The organism is Kitasatospora sp. cg17-2 (genome assembly GCF_054031055.1).
This window is the reverse complement of record NZ_CM132923.1, coordinates 2,045,613-2,067,668: the sequence shown is the minus strand read 5'-3', so window position 1 is coordinate 2,067,668 and position 22,056 is coordinate 2,045,613. Positions and strand designations below refer to the sequence as shown.

11 protein-coding genes (1 of these 11 cut by a window edge) are annotated in these 22,056 nt (G+C 75.2%); 9 read left to right on the top strand and 2 right to left on the bottom strand.

What is annotated here, in order from left to right; all coding sequences use genetic code 11:
• Positions 1–92 precede the first annotated feature (92 nt).
• Positions 93–3,512, bottom strand: coding sequence for a hypothetical protein (locus ACW14Y_RS07995; RefSeq protein ID WP_456986351.1), 3,420 nt, complete (start codon positions 3,510–3,512; stop codon positions 93–95).
• Between the two features lie 67 nt (positions 3,513–3,579).
• Positions 3,580–7,620, bottom strand: a complete 4,041-nt coding sequence (gene eccCa, locus ACW14Y_RS07990) for a type VII secretion protein EccCa (protein WP_380311079.1) — start codon at positions 7,618–7,620, stop codon at positions 3,580–3,582.
• A 296-nt stretch (positions 7,621–7,916) separates the two neighbouring features.
• Between eccCa and eccD the strand changes: the two genes are divergently transcribed.
• The 9 genes from eccD to ACW14Y_RS07945 form a co-directional block, all read left to right on the top strand.
• Positions 7,917–9,290 carry a type VII secretion integral membrane protein EccD gene (eccD, locus tag ACW14Y_RS07985; RefSeq protein ID WP_456986350.1) on the top strand — a complete coding sequence of 458 codons (1,374 nt, stop codon included), beginning with the start codon at positions 7,917–7,919 and terminating at the stop codon, positions 9,288–9,290.
• 106 nt (positions 9,291–9,396) lie between these two features.
• Entirely contained in the window at positions 9,397–10,857 is a 1,461-nt protein-coding gene (gene eccB, locus ACW14Y_RS07980; RefSeq protein WP_380311073.1) for a type VII secretion protein EccB, read from the top strand.
• 131 nt (positions 10,858–10,988) lie between these two features.
• On the top strand, positions 10,989–11,342 hold the full coding sequence (locus ACW14Y_RS07975) for a hypothetical protein (protein ID WP_380311072.1): 354 nt from the start codon (positions 10,989–10,991) through the stop codon (positions 11,340–11,342).
• Positions 11,343–11,386: 44 nt separating this feature from the next.
• Positions 11,387–11,695 carry a hypothetical protein gene (locus ACW14Y_RS07970; protein WP_380311070.1) on the top strand — a complete coding sequence of 103 codons (309 nt, stop codon included), beginning with the start codon at positions 11,387–11,389 and terminating at the stop codon, positions 11,693–11,695.
• 5 nt (positions 11,696–11,700) lie between these two features.
• Positions 11,701–12,093, top strand: coding sequence for a hypothetical protein (locus ACW14Y_RS07965; protein ID WP_030396986.1), 393 nt, complete (start codon positions 11,701–11,703; stop codon positions 12,091–12,093).
• A gap of 98 nt (positions 12,094–12,191) precedes the next feature.
• The gene (locus ACW14Y_RS07960) at positions 12,192–14,366 is read left to right on the top strand and encodes a hypothetical protein (RefSeq protein ID WP_456986349.1); all 2,175 of its coding nucleotides are present in this window, start codon (positions 12,192–12,194) and stop codon (positions 14,364–14,366) included.
• Positions 14,367–14,456: 90 nt separating this feature from the next.
• Positions 14,457–14,897: a YbaB/EbfC family nucleoid-associated protein gene (locus ACW14Y_RS07955; protein WP_380392454.1), complete on the top strand. Its 441-nt coding sequence runs from the start codon at positions 14,457–14,459 to the stop codon at positions 14,895–14,897.
• On the top strand, positions 14,890–15,204 hold the full coding sequence (locus tag ACW14Y_RS07950; protein WP_328958068.1) for a hypothetical protein: 315 nt from the start codon (positions 14,890–14,892) through the stop codon (positions 15,202–15,204). The genes ACW14Y_RS07955 and ACW14Y_RS07950 overlap by 8 nt, the downstream gene beginning before the upstream one ends.
• 57 nt (positions 15,205–15,261) lie before the next feature.
• Positions 15,262–22,056, top strand: the start of a protein-coding gene (locus ACW14Y_RS07945; RefSeq protein ID WP_456986348.1) for an EndoU domain-containing protein. The gene runs 24,222 nt beyond the window's last position; 6,795 of the gene's 31,017 nt are visible here — the first part of the coding sequence; the start codon lies at positions 15,262–15,264; its stop codon lies off the right edge, out of view.

Sequence of the window (22,056 nt, the reverse complement as noted above, 5' to 3'; positions counted from 1 at the left end):
TCCCCGCCGGCGGGGTGTCGTCGAGGCCGTGGCCCGCGGCCCGGCCGGACCGGGGCCGCTCATCGGCCGGGCCCGGGCCGGGCGACGGGCGCTCAGGCGGCCGGGGCGGGGTCCGGGTCGTCGGTGCCCGGCGCGTCGGGGTCCTCCGGGGCCCCGGGGGCGGGCTCCGGCGGTTCGGGGGTGTCGAGGTGGACGCCCGGGGTGAGGTGGAAGCGTTCGGGGGACTCCGCCCGGGGGCGCTCGGTCGGGGGCATCGCCGCGCGCCGCTCCAGCCACGCGCGCAGCCGGGTCAGCGAGTTGCGGTTGCGCTCGGACGGGTCGCCGCCCGACTCGCGCAGCAGGACGCAGGCCGGGCGGTCGCCGTCGGCCGGCACCTGGCCGACCACGGTGAACGCGGTGCCCGGCGGGAACGCCGCCTGGGCCGGGCCGTCGGTCGGGTCGAAGACGGAGGTGCGCCGGCCGGTGGCCGACCAGACCAGGAACTCCACGGACGAGCCGGGGAGTTCGGCCCCCGGCGCGGTCAGACCGGCCAGCGGTGCCGGTTCCCGGAACTGTCGGCCGGTCGGGTAGTGCGCCAGCACGGACTCCGGGTCCAGGCCGGCCCCGGCGCCGAGCAGCACCGCGCCGTGGTGGCTCGGCAGGCGGCGCAGACCGGAGCCGAGGCAGCGCAGGAACGGCTGCAGCTCCGGGTCCCCGGACCGGGCGGCCGCGATCAGGGCGGCCCGGGTCGCGGGCACGCCGGCGTCGGTGTGGTGGAGCAGGACGGCGGCCAGGTCGGGCTTGAAGTCGTCCTGCGAGGTGGACCGCAGACCGGGGAGCCGGGTGGCGAGCAGCTCGACCCGGCCGGTGCAGCGGTGGTAGTGGTCGCCGAGCTGGGCCCGCACGGTGTCGCGCTCGGCGGCGCTGCTCGCGGTGACCGGGGCCGGGCTGTCGTCGAGGCCGAAGTACCGGGCCGGGGCCGGTTCCGGAACGGTCGAGAGCGGTGGCCCGGACGGAGGCTCCTCCAGCGGCTCCTCCGTCGGTGCCTCCGGGGCGACGGGCGCGGACGGCGGCTCGGGCTCCGGTGCGGGCGCTGCGGGCTCCGGTCCGGCGGGCGGTGCGGGCGACGCGAGCGGGGGGACCTCGGGGGTCCGGACCGGTGGGCGTTCCGGCTCGCCGGGCCCGCCCGGCCGGCCGACGAGGTCGGGGCCGGCCGGGGCGGACCCGGACCCGGCGGTGGCGCTCCCGGCCGAGGACGCTGCGCCCGTGCCCGCGCCCGTGCCGGTGGCGGGGGCGGCGGCCGGGTCGGCGCTCGCCAGGGGGACCCGCCGGGGCGGCGCTCCGGCTCCGGCGAGGCTGCCGGTGGCGGGCGCGCCGGTGGCCCGGACGGGTGTGGGCATCGGAACCGGGACCGGTTCGGCCTCGGGCTCCTGGCCGGAGGCGCTCCCGGGCGCGGTGGGCAGCTGGTGCCGGGCCCGGGGGTCGGCCTGGGACGCGTACGGGCTCTCCTCCCCGGGCTCGGGGGAGGGGTCGCCGACGGCGGGCGTCCGGGGCGGCAGCGGCGGTTCGGCACCGGCCCCGTCCGTGGACCCGTCCGTGGCCCCGGCTTCGGGGACGGGCGGCATCCGGTGCCGGAGCTGTCCTTCGGCCTGCGACTCGAAGCGGCTCCCGGCCCCGGCCCCAAATCCGGCACGGGCCCCGGCACCGGCCTCGGCCCCGACCCCGACCCCGGTACCGGCACCGGCCTCGGCCGCACCACCGGTGTCCGGCACGGGCGGTACCCGGTGACCGGTCGGCAGTTCGCCGCGCGAGGCGGTCCGCGACCCGTCGGGGACGGCCGGCCCGGGGACGGCCGGTACCCGGTGCGCGGAAGGGGCGGCGGTGCCGGGCCCCAGCGCGGCGGGCGCCTGCGGCCCCGCTCCACCGACGGCGGCGGCGGTCCGGGCGGCCGCGACCGGGGGCGCGGCCACCGACGCGGCCCGCCGGACCGCGTCCGCGCCGCCGAGGCCGTACGACACCGGCGCGACGGCGGGCGGCCCGCCCGGCTGCTCGGAACCGAGCCACTCCAGCTCGTAGGTGCGGGCGACGAACCGTCCGACGGTCTCGGCGTCCGGCTCCAGCAGCCCGTGGACGAGCAGGCCGAAGCCCTCGGCGCCGGCCGTCGGCAGCCGGCCCAGGAGGGCGCCCAGCTCCTCGAACGCGTCGGCCGGTACCGGGCGGTCCCGCTCCCCGACGATCAGCAGCGGACGGCTCGGCTCGGGCCGGCGGAAGCGCGGGGTGAGCACGTGCGGCGGTTCGGGACGCAGCCAGAGCCCGGCCGGGACGGCCTCCAGCGCCCAGTACGGGAACGCCTGGAACACCCCGGGCCCGGCGGTCCGCCAGTCGGCGCCGCCGTTGCGCCAGGCGGCGGGCGTGGTGGGGCAGCCGGGGGCGGAGGAGAGGCGCAGCAGGAACGGCTCCCACCCGATCCGGCCCTCGCGGTCCAGCACCCGCGAGGTGGGGCCGCCGTGGCCGAGGACGGGCAGGCCGATCGCGGCCTGCACCGGCCGGGCGGTACGGGCGGTCAGCGCGCCGGTGAGCGCGGAGAGTTCGTCGGGGGCCGCCCACGGGGCACTGATCAGGGGGCGGTCGGAGCCGAGCGGCAGCGAGAGCACGGCCTCGGCGACGTCCTCGGGCAGCAGGACGGGCCGGGTCGGGGTGCCGATCACGATGACGACGGTGCCGGGCGGGGCGGCTGCCAGCCGCAGGTCGGGCAGCGGGGTGGTGGCGGGGTCGGTCGGGTCGGTGAGCCAGAAGCCGGCCGGCAGCCGCAGGACGCGGACGGCGTTCGCCCGGCCCCGGGCGGCGGCGGGGGCCGGAACGGCGGGCGGTTCGACGAAGGCGGTCGGCCGGGTGCGCCGGGACTCCACGGGGGAGACGGCGCCGATCGTGCCCGCCACCCGCCGGGGCTGCTCGCCGGGTTCGCACCGCCACCACGAGGAGCGGGCGGTCGCGCCCTCGGGGTCGTTGACGGTGAGGTGGCCGGCCGGGGTGATCTCCACCAGGCCGTCCGGGGCGACCACCGGCACGCCGGAGCGTTCGGCGACGACCTCGGCCGGGCGGCGGCCGTTGGGCGCGAGGGCGGCCAGTCCGGAGGCGGCGAGCACCAGATGGGTGGCGCCCCGGGCGCGGGTGATCACGCCGAGGTCGGTCATCCGGTCGCGCAGGACCTTGGCCGAGTCCGGCGCGGAGGCGATCACCACGACGGCGTCGGGGACGGGCCGCAGGGCGCCGATCGCGGCCTTCAGCTCGCTCGGGTGGGCGGTGGCGGAGGCGATCACGAAGTGCGGGCCGACCTCGCGGAGCACCGACGGGCCCGGCTCGGCGGTGCGGGCGGGCGCGGGCACCGGGAGGGACGCGGCGGGGCCGGGCGCGGCGGGGGTGTCCCCGGCGGGCAGCGCGCGCTGCGCCCCGCGCCGCAGTCCGAAGCGGCGGCGGGGCTCGGCCGGGGGTGCGGGGTCGCCGGAGCGCGCACCGGTGCGGGAGAGGCTCATCGTCCAGGACTACGGCCCCGGCCGGGCCCCCGGTTCACCGGGGGCCCGAGGGCCTACAGGGCCGACCTCAGGTCGCGGCCCCGTCCGGCTCCGGCTCCGGATCGGGCATCAGACCGGTCTGCACCTGGACGGTCCGGCGCCGGGTGATGTGCAGGCCCCGGCCGGGCGGCAGCACCCGAGGCTTGATGCTGCCGAACAGCGTGCCCTCGCTGGGCGGGCAGGAGAGCAGGGTGACGGGCGTGTTGACGTCCTGGAGCCGGCGCAGCAGCTGGTCGCTGTAGGCGCGGCCGATGCCGTTCGCGGAGCGGGCGACGATCAGGTGCAGGCCGAGTTCGGTGCCCTGCGCCAGGTGTTCGAGGAGCGGGCCGAACGGGCCGGCGCCCATCTGGCCGGGGATCAGGTCGTAGTCGTCGACGATCACGAACAGCTCCGGTCCGGTCCACCAGTCGCGCAGCCGCATCCGGGCCGGGCTGATCTCCTCGCCGGGCAGCCGGGCCTCCATGGCCCGGGCCGCGCCGGTGACGACCTGCTTGAGGATGTCCACCGAGACGGCGTAGCCGAGCCGGTACTCCTCCGGGACGCTCTCGTAGAGCCCGCGCCGGAAGTCGACCAGCATGATCCGGGCCTCGGCCGGGGTGTAGGCGGAGGTGATGCCGTCCACCAGCAGGCGCAGCAGGTTGGTCTTGCCGCTCTCGCTGTCGCCGACCACCAGCAGGTGCGGCGCCTCCTCGAAGTCGTGCCAGAGCGGCGAGATCGCGGTGTCCTCCAGGCCGAGGGCGATCCGCAGCCGGCCCTCGGGCGCGGGCAGCGAGGAGGCGTCCAGCAGCAGCGGCAGCATCCGCACCTCGGGCGCGCGGGGGCCGCTCCAGTGCTCGTTGAGGGCGTCGACGAGGTCCGCGATGCCGTCGGAGAGGTCGTCGGAGCTGCCCCGGCCGTCGATCCGGGGGAGGGCGCCGAGGAAGTGCAGCCGCTCCTTGGTGAGGCCCCGGCCGGGGCTGTGCGGGACGGTCTCGGCGGCCCGCATGTTGATCATGGAGTCGATGGGGTCGCCGAGCCGCAGCTCGAACCGGGTGCCGAACTGGTCCCGCACGCCGGTGGTGATCTCGCCCCAGCGGGAGGCCGCGACGACGAGGTGCACGCCGTAGTTGAGGCCGCGGGCGGCGATCGGGGCCAGGGCGGGCACCAGGTCCGCGAACTCCTGGCGCAGGGTGCCCCAGCCGTCGACGATCAGGAACACGTCGCCGTGCCGGTCGTCGGCGAGCTCCGGGTCGCCGGCGGCCCGGCGGCGGCGGTAGGTCGCCATGGAGTCGATGCCCAGCTGGGCGAAGCGCAGTTCGCGGCGCGCGATGACGGCGTTGACCTCGGCGACGGTGCGGCCGACCCGCTCCGGGTCGTGGCGTCCGGTGACGCCGCCGACGTGCGGCAGGCCGCGGAGCGAGGAGAGCGTGCCGCCGCCGAAGTCCAGGCAGTAGAACTGGACCTCCTGCGGGGTGTGGGTGAGCGCCAGTCCGGCGATCAGGGTGCGCAGCAGGGTGCTCTTGCCGCTCTGCGGGCCGCCGGCGACGCCGACGTGCCCGCCGGCGGCCGACAGGTCGGCGGTGAGCAGCTCGCGCATCTGCTGGAACGGGCGGTCCACCACGCCCACCGGCACGGTCAGGGTGCCCACGGCGGGGCGGCCGTCGGGGGCCAGTCCGTGCCGGGTGCTGGGGGTGAGCGGCGGCAGCAGCTCGTCCAGGGTGGGCGGGGTGTCCAGCGGCGGCAGCCAGACCTGGTGGGCGGGCGGGCCGGCGTCGAGCATCCGCGCGGCCGCCAGGTCGAGCAGGTTCGGGGCGTCCTCCTCGGCGGCCTCCCGGGCCTCCTCGGCGGCCAGCACCTCCGGGTCGGGGTCGCGCGGGGCGACGTACTCGGTGCCGTAGGCCACGATCTGGCCGGCCACGGCGGCCTGCTGGACGGCGCCGCGCCGACGCCGGTAGGGCCCGGAGACGTACGCCGCCTTGAACCGGGTGAGGGTGGCGATGTCGCTGCGCAGGATGCCGTTGCCGGGCTGGGAGGGCAGCTGGTAGGCGTCGGGCACGCCGAGCACGCCGCGGCTCTCCATGGCGGAGAAGGTGCGCAGGCCGACCCGGTAGGACAGGTGGGACTCCAGCGCGTGCATCCGGCCCTCGTCGAGCCGCTGCGAGGCGAGCAGCAGATGGACGCCGAGGGAGCGGCCGAGCCGGCCGATCATGATGAACAGGTCCATGAAGTCGCGGTGCGCGGAGAGCAGTTCGCTGAACTCGTCGACCACGACGAAGAGCGTCGGCAGCGGGTCGAGCTGGGTGCCGGCGGCCCGCGCGGTCTCGTAGTCGAGCAGCGAGCTGTAGTTGCCGGCGGCGCGCAGCAGCTCCTGGCGGCGGTTCATCTCGCCGTGCAGGGCGTCGCGCATCCGGTCGACCAGGGCGGCCTCGTCGGCGAGGTTGGTGATCACCGCGGAGGTGTGCGGCAGCTGGTCCAGGCCGAGGAATGTGGCGCCGCCCTTGAAGTCGACGAGGACGAAGTTCAGCGTCTCGGAGGAGTGGGTGAGCGCGAGGGCCAGCACCAGGGTGCGCAGCAGCTCGGACTTGCCGGAGCCGGTGGCGCCGATCAGCATGCCGTGCGGGCCCATCCCGCCCTGCGCGGACTCCTTGATGTCGAGCTCCACCGGCTTGCCGTCCGCGCCGACGCCGATCGGCACCCGCAGCCGCTTGCCGCGCGTGCGCTCCGCCCAGCTGCGGGCGATGTCGTGCTGGTACAGGTCGTTGATGCCGAGCAGCGAGGTGAGGTCGAAGTCGGTGCTGAGCGGCTCGGAGACGTCCATCGCGTCGCCCAGCCGGTACGGGGCGATCGTGGTGGCGTAGCGGCGGGCGGCCGCGGCGCCCAGGGCGTCCGGGCGGCCGAGCGCGGTGACCTCGTCGCGCCGGTTGCGGTCGGCGGTGACGAGGTCCAGCCGGTCCCCGGTGATCCGCAGCCGCATCCGGAACGGCGCGTGCTTCCACTCCACCGCCCCGGAGACGTCCAGCAGCACGGCGTTGCGGTAGCCGGCCAGCAGGGCGCGGCTGCCGCTGGGCAGCTTCACCCCGTCCAGGACGATCAGGGTGAACGGCTCGTCCCGGCCGGGCTGGGTCTCCGGCTCGAACGGCGGCCGGTCGGCGAACTCCGGGCCCAGCAGCTGCTCCAGCTCCAGCAGCGAGTCGGCGACCAGGCGCACCGGCCCGGCACCGTCCGTCTCGGTGGGGTGCAGGGAGTGCGGCAGCCACTTCAGCCAGGCCCACTCCGCGCGCAGCGCGGGGGAGACGGCGGCGGCGACCCGCAGTTCGTCCGGGGCGTGGAAGAACGCGAGCTGGGCGATCATCGCCCGGGCCAGCGCGCGGGCCGGGCCGGGGTCGGCGGCCTCGCCGGGCTCGGGGGAGGCCGGCGCGGGGAGGACGGGCTCCTCGCCGTCCGCCGGGTCGGTGTCCGGTTCCGGCGCCGGGTGCTCGCAGCGCAGCAGGACATGGGCGTAGCCGCGCACGTGGACGGCGATCGGCTGGTCGGCGATCGAGCCGTAGGCGTGGATGAAGCGGCGCAGCGCGTGCGCGCAGAGCGGTTCGAGGTCCTCCACCGGCTGGGTGGCCAGCGGGGCGAGCTTGACCGCCAGCCGCTGGGAGCCGGTGGCGATCCGCACGTCGCCGAAGTCGGGGTGGGCGGCGCGCCGCTCCCACAGCCGCGAGGTGCGCACCAGGGAGGCGAGCGCGGCCGGGTCGGGGTGGCGCCAGGCCAGGGCGAGGCGCTGGTTGACGATGTGGCGGCGGACCTGGCGGCGCACCTGGGAGAGGTAGCGCAGGTAGTCGCGGCGCTCGCCGCGCAGCTGGCGCTTGCGGTCGCTGGCGCCGCGGATCAGCTGGGTCACCAGCATGCCGACGGCGGACAGGCCCATCATGCCCATCGCCACGTAGGTGAGCGGCCCGCCGCCGGACTGCGGGTTGAGGAAGATCATCACCATCGAGAGCGAGCTGAGCGCCATCGGCGCCATGGCGATCATGTTGGACATGCCGCTCTGCTGCTCCGGAAGGACCGGCGGCTCCTGCAACTGGAGCTCGCCGTCCGGCATCGCCGGTCCGGGGCGCCGGGGCGGACGATCGACCAGGACCACGCTCAACGGGGCTCTCCTCTCGCGGCGCCCGGGGCGCCGCCGGTGACGGGGGGTCCGGCGGCCCGGGCCGTGCCGCCCGCGGACCACGCCGCACTCGGGCCTACGGCCCGCGGGGCCCCGCCGGTTCACCGCGCCCACCCGGCCGGGGGTCCATCGGGCCGGCCCCGTGACCTGCCCGGTGAACCGTCCGGCCACCGCCGTCCGTACCTGTGACGGGAGAGCGGGCAGGCAGATTCCACGGGAGGACGCGACAGGTGAGCAGCAGCACGGTGGCGACGGGGCTGGTCCGGCTGAGGTTCCGCGCCCCCGGGACCGCCTTCGAACTCGCCCTCCCCGGCGACGTCGTCCTCGCCGACCTGCTGCCGGCGGTGCTCGGCTACGCCGGTACCGACGTCACGGAGAGCGGCACCGAGCACTCCGGCTGGGTCCTCCAGCGCCTCGGCGGCGCGCCCCTCGACGAGGAGCGGACCCTGGAGGAGCTCGGACTCGCCGACGGCGAGGAGCTCTTCCTGCGCCCGGGCCAGGACGCGCTGCCCGAGGTGCACTTCGACGACCTGGTGGACGGCGTCCGCACCGGCACCGCCGCCCGCGGCGACTCCTGGCGGCCCGCCGTCACCCGCCGGCTCGCGCTCGTGCTCGCCCTGGTCGCCCTGGCCGGCGGGCTGCTGCTGCTGGCCCTGCCCGGACCGGAGGCGCCCCGCTGCGCCGCCGCCGCGGTGGTGGCGCTGCTGCTGCTGGCCGGGGGCGCGGCGGCGACCCGGCTGATCGGGGACTCCGCGGCCGGTACGGCGCTGGCCGCCGCCGGGATCGCCCACGCCGCGGCGGCCGCTGCCCTGGTGCCCGGTGTCACCGGCCCGGCCCGGCTGCTGGCGGGCGGTTCGGCGGCGGTCGGCGCCACCGTGCTGGCGCTGGCGCTGGTCCGGTCCGGGCCGTTCTTCGCCGGACTGCTGGTGGCGGCCTCGCTGGTGCTCGCCGCCGGGGCGCTCGCCGTGTCCGGCGCGCCCACCACCCACATCGCCTCGGCGCTCGCCGCCGTCGCCGTGCTGTTCGGCGCGTTCGTCCCCGGTCTGGCGTTCAAGCTGGGCGGGCTGCGGCTGCCCGCGCTGCCCCGCAACGCCGACGAACTCCAGGAGGAGATCGAGCCGTTCCCGGCCGAGGACGTGCTCGCCCGCAGCCTGGTCGCGGACAGCTACCTGGCCGGGTTCTTCGTCGCGGTCGGCACCGTCTGCGCGGTCACCGTCTCGGTGCTGGCGCTGGCCCGGGACGGCGGCTGGGGCCCGACCGCGATGGCGGCCGACCTGGCGGTGCTGCTCCTGCTGCACGCCCGCGACATCGGCGGGCTGCGCCAGCGGCTCGCCCTGCTGCTGCCGGGCGCGCTGGGCCTCGGGCTGCTGGCCGCCCGCACGGGCTGGGACGCGGCGCCGGGCGCGCGGCTGGTCGTGTTCGTCGTGCTGCTGCTCGTCGCGACCGGCCTGTGCGCGACGGCGTGGACGGTGCCGGGCCGCCGGCTGCTGCCCTACTGGGGCCGGGCCGGGGACCTGCTGCACTCGCTCGCGGCGCTCGCGCTGCTGCCGCTCGCGCTCCAGGTGTTCGGCTTCTACGGGGCGATGCGCGGCCTGGCGGGCTGACCCGCCGAGGCCGCACCCGCCCGGCACCGCCCGCCGACGCCGACCACCCGCCCGTACGCCACCGCCCGCCACACCCCGCGCCCGCCGCACCGAGGAGGACCACCGCATGCAGTCCCGACGGGACCAGGTGCAGGCCCACCTGTTCGTGATGAGCCGGGTCGCCGCCGGCGTCCTGCGTGCCGAGCCGGACGCCCCCGACACCCCCGTGGGCCGGACCAACCGGGGCGCCGCGATCGGGCTGGCCGTCGCGCTGCTGATCGGGGCCGGGGCCGGCGTCTACGGCCTGGTCAAACCCGGTGGCGCGACCGGCTGGAAGCAGCCCGGCACCCTGGTGGTGGTCAAGGAGTCCGGCGCCCGCTACGTCTTCGCGGGCGGCCTGCTCCACCCGGTGCTCAACGAGGCCAGCGCGCGGCTGCTCGCCGGTGACCAGCTGAAGGTCGACCAGGTGTCGGCCCGTTCGCTGGACGGCGCCCCGCGCGGCACCCCGGTCGGCATCGTCGGCGCGCCGGACGGCCTGCCGGCGCCGGCCGCCGCGGCCGGCGCCGACTGGCTGCTCTGCACGATGCGCACCGCGACCGCCGGGACGGCGGCCGCCAAGGCCGCCCCGCAGCTCTCGGTCGCGATCGGCACCCGGCAGACCGGCCGCCCGGCCGGTGAGCAGGGCGTCCTCGTCGCCGGTCCGGACGGCGCCGCGCACCTGCTCTGGCACGGCCGCCGGTTCGCGGTGGACGCGGCGGGCGGCGCCGCCCGGGCGCTCGGCTGGTCCGCCGCCGTGCCCGTCCCGGTCACCGCCTCCTTCCTGGCCGCGTTCCCGGCCGGTCCGGAGCTGCGGGCCCCGGAGGTGCCCGGCCGGGGCAAGGACGGCCCGGCGCTCTCCGGCCGCCCCACCAAGGTCGGGCAGCTGTTCACCGGTACCGGCGAGGAGCGCTACGTGCTGGCCGAACAGGGCCTGGTGGCCGTCACCGCCACCCAGTTCGCCCTGCTGCAGGGCGAACCCCGGACCCAGCAGGAGGCGTACGGCAACGGCCAGGTGGCGCCCGCCCCGGCCGGGGCCGCCGACCTCGTCGCGCACACCGCGCCCGCCTCCGCCGCGGCGGCCTTCGCCCCCGAGGGCCTGCCGGGCCGCCCCCCGGCGCTGCTGCCGCCCCGGGCCGAGCAGGCCCTGTGCGCGGCGCTTCGGCCGGCCGCCGACGGCGGGGACCTGGACGTGGCCGTGCTGGACGCCTCGCCGGTGCTCGGCCTGCCGCCGGTGCTCCAGCCCGGGGTGCTGCCCAGCTGCACCCCGGCGGACCGGATCGCGGTGCGCCCCGGCGGCGGCGCGCTGGTCCGGGCGGTGTCGGGGGCGGGCTTCGGCGGCACCCTGTACCTGGTCACGGACACCGGCGTGAAGTACCCGCTGGCCTCGCCGGCGGTGGCCGAGCGGCTCGGTTACGCGAAGGCCGCGCCGACGGCGGTGCCGGGGCGGGTGCTGTCCCTGCTGCCCACCGGCCCCAGCCTCGACCCGGGGCCGCTCGCGGGCGGCATCGTCCAGCCCGCGGTGGGCGGCGAGGGGCGCTGCACGCGCTGAGCCGCGGCGTCGGCCGCCGGTGTTGAACCGCCGGGCCGGGTGCTCCCGTTCACCCTGACGGGCCGGTCCGACCGGCCCGCGGCGAATCCCGCCGGCCGGGAGCGGTCGGCGGCACCGGAGGAGGTACGTACGTGGCGCAGCAGACGACGGTCAGTCAGCAGGTCCTGAACGACATCAGGACCCAGGTCGAGGCGAAGTACGCGGCGATGAGGCAGACCGCGATGTACATCGAGGACATCAACTCGGCCATCCGGGACAGCTTCGAGGGCGCGGCCAGCACGACCTTCCAGAACAACATCAACGACTGGCTGACGCAGTACGCGGCGGTCAGCCGGGACTACGACGCCTTCCACGGCAAGTTCGGCGACACCAGCCAGATCTTCGCCGCGACCGGCGACCACACCCAGACGCTCGCGAACAACAGCCTGGGCGGCGACCCCGGCCGTGCCGGCTACATCGAGGGCGTCCTGAACCCGCCGAAGTGACCGACTGACCTCCGCACCGACCGCTCGACCCGAAGGGAACCATCATGACCGACGGCCACATGTCACTCCACTACGCCGGTGTCGACACCGCGATCAGCGATCTGGAGGCGCATTCCGCGACCATGCACAGCCAGATGGAGGAGCTCAAGACCTACCTCAACAGCAAGATCAACGTTGAGCTGATCGGTGACTTCTCGGTGGCCGCCGGCACCCTGGCGACCACGCTGGAGAACGCGGACACGGCGATGCGCGGCAAGATCGTCAACGCCCACAACGCGCTCACCGAGATCCGCACCGCCATCAGGGACGCGGACATGCGGGCCAGCACGCACTTCGACCACGTCCAGGGCTGACCGGCATGGCGGACGAGGAGGACAAGGGCGACGGCGGAACCGTCAAGGTCACCGACAACTTCCTGAAGAACTTCTCCGAGACGGCCATCAAGAAGTTCCTCGACGACGTCAAGGTGTCGCAGCCGGTGCGGGAGCTCAGGGCCTACGCCGACGGCAGCACGCCGTTCCTGACCGGCAACAACTCGGGGAACTTCACCGCGCCGGGCACGCTGGCCACCACGCTGAAGGCGTACGACGACTCGGTCGCCAAGCTGCTGCAGGCCGTCGTCGACCAGTTCGGGACCCTGGTCATCGACCTCCAGCTCGCCGACCGCTGGCTCAACAACGCGCTGGACGAGTCCCTGGACTACGCGCAGTTCATGAAGCTGGCCGGGCGGACCCTGAACCCCGGTAAGTAGATCCGGCGGGGGATCCCCCGCCACCACGGCGGAGCCGGCCCGGGCACGGGCCGGCCCCGCGACACGTCCGGTCGGGCTCGGCCGCGAGAGGGGATGCCATGGGGCACATCTGGGAGGACGCGCTGACCTTCCTCGGGTCGACGGCCGACGCGAAGCCGGCCACCCGTGAGTCGGTGCGCGACGACGAGAAGCCGTGGGTCAACACCGACGTCCGCAAGGTGGAGGTCCACAACGGTTGGCAGGGCATCGAGGAGGCGGGCTACAAGGACATCCCCCTCGACAGCTGGGTGGCCTGGTACTTCACCTACACCGTGGGCGCCGCCACCAAGGAGTGGCACGCCAGTTATGTCATCGGCACCAATGTGAACTACGCGAACCTCGACGGCGCGGGCGCCAAGTTCGCGGCCTGGACGGCCAGCAGGGCGCCGCTGGAGCGTTTCATCGACGGCACGACGAAGGCGAACGACCGGCTCGACCCGGCCGGCTTCACCAAGGCGGCGAACAACCTCCGGGACTTCACCTACTTCCTCGACGGCTGGATCACCAAGATCGGGACGGACTGGGTGAAGGGGATCGGGGAGGAGGACGGCGACTGGCAGGGCAGCTCGGCGAACGCCCTGCGGGCCCTGCTGCTGGCGTTCCGCAACGAGATCGACGCGGACAACCGGATGATCCGGCTGGCCGACGTCGGTTCCTTCCTGACGCCGGTCAAGGGCATCCTCGACACACAGCTCGCGGCGCTGTGGAAGGGTTTCCAGGAGTGGTGGAACACGCCCCTGGCCTGGCCGACGAACACGGTCACCGCCGCACTGATGGAGGGGGTCAAGGGCGCGACGCTGAAGATCGACTCCAGCGAGCGGACGCCGACCTGGCACAGCCGCCAGGATGTGGGTGACGGTACGGGTGACGCCTACGGCAGGGCTGACCAGCTCAGCAAGCTGAAGTTCACCCTCACCGGGGCGCCGTTCGGCGACCCCGGCACGGTCGACTTCTGGAAGAAGGTCGACAAGCGGGCCCGGGAGATCTGGGTCGCCAACGTCGTCAAGATCCTCGACAAGGCGGCCGACGACGCGCTGACCGCCATCGGCACGGCCTACGGCAACGCCACCAACGCCGCCACGCCCCTGAAGCCGTTCCCGCTGATCATGCCCGATGCGAAGACCCCGTCGCCGGACGACCCGACCAAGGACAAGGACCCGACGAAGGACGGCCCTCCCGACATCAAGGACATCGGCGGCGGGCCGGACACCAAGAACCTCGGCGGGGGGCCGGACACCAAGGACCTCGGCGGCGGTCCCGACATCAAGGACATCAAGGGCGCCGGCGGTGGCGGAGGTGGCACCGGGGACCTCGGCGGTGGCGGAAGCAACAAGCCGAACCTCAACCTCGGTGACATCGGGGGCAACAGCGGCAGCAACAACCCGAACCTGAACCTCGGCGGAGGCAGCGGCAATCTGCCGAACCTCAACCTCGGCAACGGCGGCTCGGGCAACTCCGGAAGCAACTCCGGCAGCGGCCCCAACCTCATCGGCAATCCGTTCCCCGACCTCAACTCCGGCCCGCTGCCCGACTACCTCCTCCCCGGAGGCTCCAGCTCGAACCGGCCCGTGGTGGTCCCCCCGACCTCCGTCATCACCAAGGACGGGCGGATCGTCGACGAGAGCGGCAACCCCGTCCTGGACTCGGCCGGCAACCCGATGGTGGCCGGCCCGGGCTACACCATCGGTCCGGACGGCGTCCTGCGCGACGGCCAGGGCAACACCGTCTCGCAGAACCGGCAGCTGCTCGCCGACCGCTACTCCGCGGCGGGCGACGACAGCGGCCCCAACCTGCTGTCGCCCAACAGCTTCGGCGCCGGCGGCTTCTCCTACAACACGATGGGCCTCGGCGCCGGCGGCTCGGGCGGCGGGAGCTCGCTCGGCCTCGGCGGCGGCCCGATGATCGCGGGCATGGGCGGCGGCGTCAGCAACCGGGCGCTGGCCGCCGGCGGCGACCCGTCCGTCACCAAGGCCGCGGTCGACCAGGCCAACGCCGAGCGCGTCGCGGCCGAGCGGGCCGCCCGCGCCGCGGCCCAGGAGCAGGCCGCCCTGACCGGCCAGCGGACCGCGACCTCCTCCGGCGGGATGCCGATGATGCCGCCCGGCGGCGGCATGGGCGGCGGCGCGGGCGGGCCCGGCAACGAGAAGGACCGCCGCCGCACCACCTGGCTGGCGGAGGACGAAGAGGTCTGGGGCACCGACTCCGGTGCCGTGAGCGGCGTCATCGGACGCTGAGGACGTCCCGGACGCCGAGGACGTTCAGGACGTCCTCGGCGTCCGGGACGCCGCCCGCACCCGACCACGAGGAAAACGAGGAAAGAGCACATGAGCAACCCGTTCGCGGAGCAGATCGCCCAGGCGATGGCCGAGATGCAGACCGAGCTGGCCAGGGCCGAGGAGATGCAGCAGGAGATGAACGAGCTCACCGGCTCGGTCACCTCCAAGGACCGGATGGTCACCGCCAAGGTCGGTTCGCAGGGCCAGGTCGTCTCGCTCACCTTCCACACCAACGACTACCGCGACATGGCCCCCGCCGAGCTCGCCAAGATCCTCACCGATGTGCTCAACGAGGCCCGGGCCGACGTCGGCAAGCAGGTCGCCGAGCGGATCTCCCGCTTCGACGGGATCGGCGAGACGCTGCGGCTCTCGATGTCCGGCGGCAGCGAGCTGGACGAGATCCTCGAACCGCTCTGGGCGATGCGTCCGGGCTTCGACGCCGACGAGAAGAAGAAGAAGGCCGGCCGGCAGGAGGAGTTCCGTGGTTAGCCCGAACACCACCTCCAAGACGGCGATGCTCAAGAAGAGCTTCGCCGAGTTCTTCGAGCTCAAGGACTACGTCGCCAAGCTCACCACCGAGGCCGAGCACATCAACGCGATCAACCTGCAGGTGGGCGGGAACGACGAGATCGGCAAGCAGTACCACGCCCAGGTCGACGACGGCACCAAGAACCTCTACGAGCTGCTCCTGAGGATCGGCTCCACGGTGGGCTCGGTCGGCGAGAACGGCGAACTGCTCGCCGCCACCCTCGACCGGGCCGGCGACCACGCCAACGACCTCGCCAACGGCTTCTGACCCACCCGTCGCCGACGGCCCGACACCCCGCACAACCGGAAACGGCAGGCAGTCCCCGTGGCCCACTCCTCGATCGAGGTCAACGCGTCGACCGCGCGGTTCTTCACGATCATCACCGGCATGCCCTGGCCGGAGATCCGTGAGGGGGACCTGCGCGAGGTCCGGGACGCCTACGAGCAGTTGGCCACGGAACTGCCGGAGCTGCGGGCGCTGATCGCGAAGGTGGCGGACTCCTGCGGCCGACAGTTCAAGGGCCAGGCCGCCATCACCTTCGAGTACCAGATGAACTCGTTCATCGGCCGGTCCAAGACCGGCGGGAAGGCCGGCGAGGACTACGTCTCGGCGGCGGCCAAGACCGCCAAGGCGTTGGCGAACTGCGCCGGCGACGTGGCCAACACGGTCGAGTACACCAAGTGGATGGCCATCGCCCAGCTGGTGCAGCTGATGGTCGAGATCGCGCTGGCGATCTTCTGGGCGCCGTTCAGCTTCGGCACCAGCCTGTCCGGACTGGTGCTCAAGAAGCTGCTCACCAAGGCCGCGCTCACGGCCCTGATGAAGTACCTGCTCAAGACGATCGCGATGCACACCTTCTCGGGCATCGTCGGCGGTCTGCTGATGGACGGCATCATCCAGAACCTCCAGATCGGCCAGGGCAACCGCAAGGAGATCGACAAGGAGCTCCAGAAGCAGGCGGTGCTCTTCGGTGTCATCGGTGGCGTCCTCGGCGGCCCGCTCGACCTGCTCGGCCTGGGCCTGGGCAAGCTGCTGGGCCGGCTGCTCGGCAAGAGCGGCGGCCGGCTGCTCGCCGACAAGCTCAGCGACTACCTGGTCGACGGCGAGCTCAAGAGCCTCAAGGGCACGCTGAAGACCGCCGCCGAGGCCGCCGCGAAGGCCGGCGAGAAGGGCTCGCTCGGCGTGATCGGCAAGGAGACCTCCAAGGGGCTCGCCGAGCAGGCCCTGAAGAAGGCGGAGGCCAGGGCGTTCGCCCGGGACCTCGGCAGCCTGATCGAGGCGTCCGCCGAGCAGCTCCAGGCGGGCTTCGGGAAGACCACCAAGGGCTCGCTCTCCTCGACCTTCGTCAAGGAGATGGAGAAGACCTTCGTCAAGCACCTCGGCGAGCAGGTCGGGAAGAAGGAGGCCGCGGCCCTCGGCCGCGAGCTGGGCGAGAAGTTCGCCGAGAAGTGGGTGGGCAAGGCCCAGCAGTCGGTCGCGGCCCGGGGCGCGGCCAGCGAGGGCCTCAAGGACGCGCTGGACACCGTCCTCAAGCAGGACGCCGGAAAGGGACTGACGGCGCATCAGGTCAGCGCGCTGGGCAAGCACTTGCCGGACCTGGCCGACGGTCTGACCCAGGGCAACAAGATGTTCCAGCTCGGCCTGGCGCTCGGCAACTACGTCCAGTCCGGCACCCAGAACGTGCTCAGCGAGGGCTTCTACAACCTCATCTTCGGCGAGAACCACGAGTTCACCGTGACCGCGGGCAGCTTCGTCGGCGGCATGATGACCGCGATGATGGGCCATGTCATGCACCTCGGCTCGGCGCCGCTGATGCACCGCTACGCCGACTGGGTCCAGCAGACCCAGTTCAAGGCGGTCGAGCACGGGGCGAGCAAGAACTTCCCGCTCTGGCACCCGATCAGCTTCGCCGCGCTCGCCAGTATGGCGTCCGGCAAGATCGTGCCCTTCCCGGTGCCCAGGATGGGCCACCCGGAGGCCTTCGAGTTCGCCAAGAGCTTCCGGATCAACTCGCTGGACGACGTCGCGAAGGGTATGTCGCACGCCTCGGGCATGGACATCAAGACCCCGCCGGCCGACCACGAGGTGGCCGAGTGGATGCAGCAACTGCTGCCCTACGTCGACTTCCTGGCGGAGGAGCGGGGCGACCACGCGCCGTCGCTGCTGGAGACGCTGACCCGGACCGTCGGCGGCAGCACCGACACCCTGGTGGGCCACGACGAGTCCTCGGCCCCGCCCAGGGCGGGTGCGGAGAAGTCCGGCGAGGAGCACGCCCCCGCGACACCGGTCAAGGTCCAGTCGGAGGACGCCCCGGCCGTCGCGCCGAAGCCGCGGACGCCGGACGTCGAGCAGCGGGCCTCCGAGCAGCGCACTCCGGAGCAGAAGGCCGGGGAGCAGAAGACGGGGGAACAGAAGGCGACCGAGCCCAAGGCGCCCGAGCGCAAGCCCGGGGAGGCGCCCGGCCAGGAGCCGCCGAGGAAGAGCACCCCGGGCCGGCAGCGGCCGGTGCCCCCGGTGTCGACCGAGTCCTCGGGCGACGGGCTGACGGCCCCCCGGAACCGGACCGGAGCCGGGAGCGAGACCGTCGCCCCCGGCGCGGCCGCGACCGCCAACGCCGTTGGTGGCGCGGGCCGTTCGAGCACCAGCACCACGTCCGGCGGCGACCACGCTGCCCCGAACCACACCCCGAACCACGTCCCCGAGCAGGACCCGAAGCCTCCCGTCGCCCCGCGGCAGACCACGAGCGCCGCCCCGACGCTGCTGGGCCAGGACTCCACCGTCACCCGCGACTCCGACCGGTCCGAGGCACCGGCGCCGCCGCCCCGGACCGGGGCCTTCGACCTCCCCGCGCCGCCCCGCACCCTCGGCCGGGACGAGAGCGACCAGCCCCGTACGCCCGGCCGGGACGAGACCGACCCGCCGCTCGCGCCGACGGTCCCCGTGCCGCGCCTCGACTCCCTCGACTCGCTCGACTCCCTCGACTCCCTCACCGAGCTCCGCCCGAACGCGGACACCCGACGGGTCGAGCCGCTCGCCTACCTCCGGATCGAGGGCGCGCCCGAGCCGCCGCCGCTGCGTCCGTACGAGGTGCGGCGCGGCCGCTCGCTGAACGGCGACCCGGTCACCGAACTCGTCCTGCGGCTGCACCTCGACCACACCGACGTGCCGCCGGGCCAGGCCGGCTGGGTCACCGTGCTGCGCGAGCGCGTCGGCCTGGCCGTGAACGCCGCCTACAACGGCGGGCACCGGCTGCCCGACGGCAGCCGGCTCCAGGTGCGGGTCGAGTTCGCCGACTCGGCCGCCAAGGCCGACCACACGGTGCGGGTGCACCGGGGCACCGTCCGCCAGGACGAGGCCAACTGGGGCCTGCGGGCGGGCCGGGAGGTGATCGGGCACGAGCTGGGGCGCGTCCTCGGCCTGGTCGAGGGCCCGCGCGGACTCCACCGCGCCCCGGGCGCCGACGGCACCGCCGTCGACTGGCCGCGCCGGCTGCGCACCGTCGGCGACACCGTCGACGAGGCCTTCGCCCCCGAGCACGCCTCCGCCGACCTCACCCCCGCCCCGGCGCCGCGGATCACGGGCCGGGTCCGCGACACCGCGCTGTTCGGCGAGGACGGCGGTACCGGCACCGGCGGCTCGCTGCTGCGCCCCTCCGTGGACGCCGCGCACGCCGGACAGCTCCGCACGAACGCCAACGACACCGTCCGGCTGCCGGCCCCGGAGGGCTCCGGCGCGCAGCCCCGGACGTTCTTCCCGAGGCACTGGACCGTCGACGAGATCGTGTACGCCGCCGAGCAGGCGCACCTGGACGCCCGGCGCCGCGGCACCGACGACTCCTCGCCGGTGTGGACGGGCGAGTACGCCGGTGTGACCATCACCGGCACCCAGCGGGACGGGGCGATCACCGGCTTCCGGCCGCACCACGAGCAGGCCGACGCGCCGCCGCCGCCGTACGCCCCGCAGCGGCCGCTGCCGCCGCACCCGGGCGACCTCCCGCCCCTCCGCGACACGCTGCTCGACGGCACCGGGCCGCTCCTGCTGTCGGCACCGGGGCGTCCCGGCGGGGACGACCTGCCGACGGTCCTGCGGCCGGCGACGGACGGCGCCGCGGAGCACGACACCACGACGGGCCCGACGCACGACACGGGCCCCGCGCAGTACCCGCTCTCCGCCTGGCAGGCCGCCGGCCCGGGCGGCGGCACCACCGATCCGCTCCGCCCGCCCCGGGTGTCGGGCGACCTGCGGCAGTCGGTGCTGTCCAACGACGCGGTGCGGGTCTTCTCCGGGCAGCGGTCGCCGGGCGTCGAGCCGGGCGCACCGATCGAGGCCTTCCCCTCGCGCTGGCACCGCGACCTCAGGGACACCGGCACGGTGTACTACCCGACCTCCTGGAGCGGCGCCGACCTGGCGGCCCACCTGGACACGGCGGTGCGTACCTCGGGGCAGCGGTACCCGCAGCCCGACGGCACCCTCCTGGTGGTCGGCGAGTCGGGCGGCGTCCGGATCGAGGCCGTGACGCACCCGGACGGCAGCCTGCTGGCCCACCGTCCGTCCCCGTGGCAGACGGACGCCCAGCACACCGAGGGCGTCGACGTCCGGGTGCCCGAGCTCGGACACGTCCGGATGCGCCGGGACCGGACGGCCGACGGCGCGGAGGTCCTGCGGATCACCGCCCGGGTCCGCCTGGTGGGCGACGAGCGGACCGGCCCGGCCGACCTCTGGACGGCCCGGACGGCCCTGGAGGACGACGTCGCCGGCTATCTGGCCGGGCATCAGGACTTCAGCGACACCAGGCTCGACCTCCGGCTGGAGTTCACCACCGACCAGGACGCCACCGAGGTCCGGATCGGCCCCGGTGCGGACCTCACCGTCCGGGGCGCCCTGCCCCGGCTGAACGAGGCGGCGGGCACCTACGACCTGGCCATGGTCCTGGAGCGGGCGGCCGAGCAGCCGCCGGAGGCGCCGTGGACGGTGTCGGGCGCGGCGCTGGTGGACGTGCCGCGGCAGCACTTCACCGACGCGGCGTGGGAGCGCCCGACGGCGGGCCGCAACCTGCCGGGCGAGTGGACCCCCGAGGAGGCCCGCTACGCCGCGCACCGGATCCGGGCCGTGGGGCGGACCGTCGACGCCGGCCCGGTGCCGCCGGGCGGCATGGACCGGCCGGTGCTGCACCACGGCGAGTTCGCCGGGGTGCAGCTCACCGTCCGGGTGCAGGACGGCCGGATCACCGACTTCTGGGGCCAGCCGGACCAGCGCGTGCCGCACCAGCTGACCGCGCCGGTGGCCGAGCGGCGCCAGGTGATCGGGACCCACGAGGTGGTGCCCCCGGCGGACGCCTTCGACCGCGGCATGGAGGCGCGGTGGACCCAGGGGTTCGAGGTGACCCGGGTCCGGCTGCCCGACGGGGACACCGAGTCCGTGGTCACCGTCCGGGTGCACCTGGACACCGCGGACCTGCCCCTGGTGGAGCGGCGCACCGCCGAGCGGCTCGGACAGTTGCTCGACCGGGCCCGGGCCGGGATGGCGGCGACCTACGACGTCGGCCAGCGGCTGCCCAACGGTGACCGGCTGCGGGCGCGGATCGACTTCGTCACCGACCCCGCCGCCGCCCACCACACCGTGAAGATCAACCCGACCCCGGGGCGGGACAACCACCGCACCTGGAGTCTCGACACCGGGGCCGACGTCGTCGCCCACGAGGTCGGCCACCTGTTCGGCCTGCCGGACGAGTACCGCGAGGCGTCGAGGGGCAGCCGTCCGGTCTACCTCGACGGCGGGCTGATGGCGTCCCGGTACCGGGACGACCACGGCGTGAACGCGGCCGACCAGGACCACTGGTCCGACGGCTCCTACTCCCTCGACCCGCACCAGGTCCTGCCCGCGCGCAACCTCCGGCAGCTGGGCGCGGTGATCGACCTCGCCTTCGGCGCCGACCGCGGACCCGCCCCGGACGCCACCCACCCGCCGCGGCCGCAGGTGAACGAGGACGCCCGGCGCACCGCGCTGTACGGTGACGGGCGCGACGGCGGTCACCTGTTCCCGCCGCCGGGTTCCGACCGGCCGCGGCCGGCCAGGGTCCCGGGCTCCGAGAACAGCAACGGCACCTTCCGGGTGCTCGACGCCCCGGCCACCGGGCCGACGACGGACCGTCGGGCGACGGTGAACGAGCGGCAGGCCGGGGACCTCGCGACCGGCCGGGCCCCCCGGACCGCCGACTTCACCGCCGAGCTGCCGCCCCGCCCCGGCACCCCCGCGACGGTCCCCGCCCCCGCTCCCGTTCCCCGGGCCGGTGACGGCCACCGCACCATGTTCCCGGAGCACTGGTCGTCCGACGACGCGGTGTACGCGGCGGAGCAGGCGTACCAGCACGCGCTGCGCCGCGGCGACGGGGCGTTCACCGAGGTCGCCCCGGGCGTCCGGACGTTCACCGGCGAGTACGGCGGCGTCCGGATCGAGGGCCGGGTCGAGAACCGGACCGAGTTCCGGCCGGAGAACCCGGCCGAGAACCGGCGCGGCGGCCGGGTCGAGGTCGCGGAGATCGTCTCCTTCCGCCCGTCCGACGACCAGAGCGGTCTGGGCGCGGCCGCCCACCTGCCGTGGCGCCCCTCCGAGGGGGCCTTCGGCCGGCGGGTCGAGGACCTGGTGCGCTACGGCGACCGGAACACCCTCACCGGCCTGCACCACCAGCCGGTGGACGCGGCCAACGCGGTGCACGGGATCGACATCGGGCAACCGGTGCACACCAACCCCAACGGGACCTACCGCGCCCCGGTCTGGTTCCTCGACCCGGTCGCCTCCCCGGGCTCCAGGCTGGCGGAGTTCGACTCCCGCTGGCACCGGCGCGCGGACTCCCCGGAGAACATGTTCTACCCCCGGAGCTGGGACCCGCTGCGGGTCCTCGACGCCGTCGACTCCGCCTACCGTCGCTCGACCGACCGGCGCACGGTGGACGGCGCCGTTCACTGGACCGGAGTGGCCGACGGCGTCCGGATCGAGGGCGTCACCCGGGACGGCCGCCATCTGATCCACCGTCCGGCGGACGACCAGCCCGGCGCTCCGGCGGCGGACGGGTACCGCTCCTACCCGCTCGCCGAACCGGCCTCGCCCGGCACCGCCACC

Excerpts from the sequence above, each read along its gene's own strand:
- ACW14Y_RS07965 (WP_030396986.1), top strand. The coding sequence starts at position 11,701 with ATGGCGGACGAGGAGGACAAGGGCGACGGCGGAACCGTCAAGGTCACC.
- ACW14Y_RS07970 (WP_380311070.1), top strand. The coding sequence starts at position 11,387 with ATGACCGACGGCCACATGTCACTCCACTACGCCGGTGTCGACACCGCG.
- ACW14Y_RS07955 (WP_380392454.1), top strand. The coding sequence starts at position 14,457 with ATGAGCAACCCGTTCGCGGAGCAGATCGCCCAGGCGATGGCCGAGATG.
- ACW14Y_RS07995 (WP_456986351.1), bottom strand. The coding sequence starts at position 3,512 with ATGAGCCTCTCCCGCACCGGTGCGCGCTCCGGCGACCCCGCACCCCCG.
- eccB (WP_380311073.1), top strand. The coding sequence starts at position 9,397 with ATGCAGTCCCGACGGGACCAGGTGCAGGCCCACCTGTTCGTGATGAGC.
- ACW14Y_RS07960 (WP_456986349.1), top strand. The coding sequence starts at position 12,192 with ATGGGGCACATCTGGGAGGACGCGCTGACCTTCCTCGGGTCGACGGCC.
- eccCa (WP_380311079.1), bottom strand. The coding sequence starts at position 7,620 with ATGCCGGACGGCGAGCTCCAGTTGCAGGAGCCGCCGGTCCTTCCGGAG.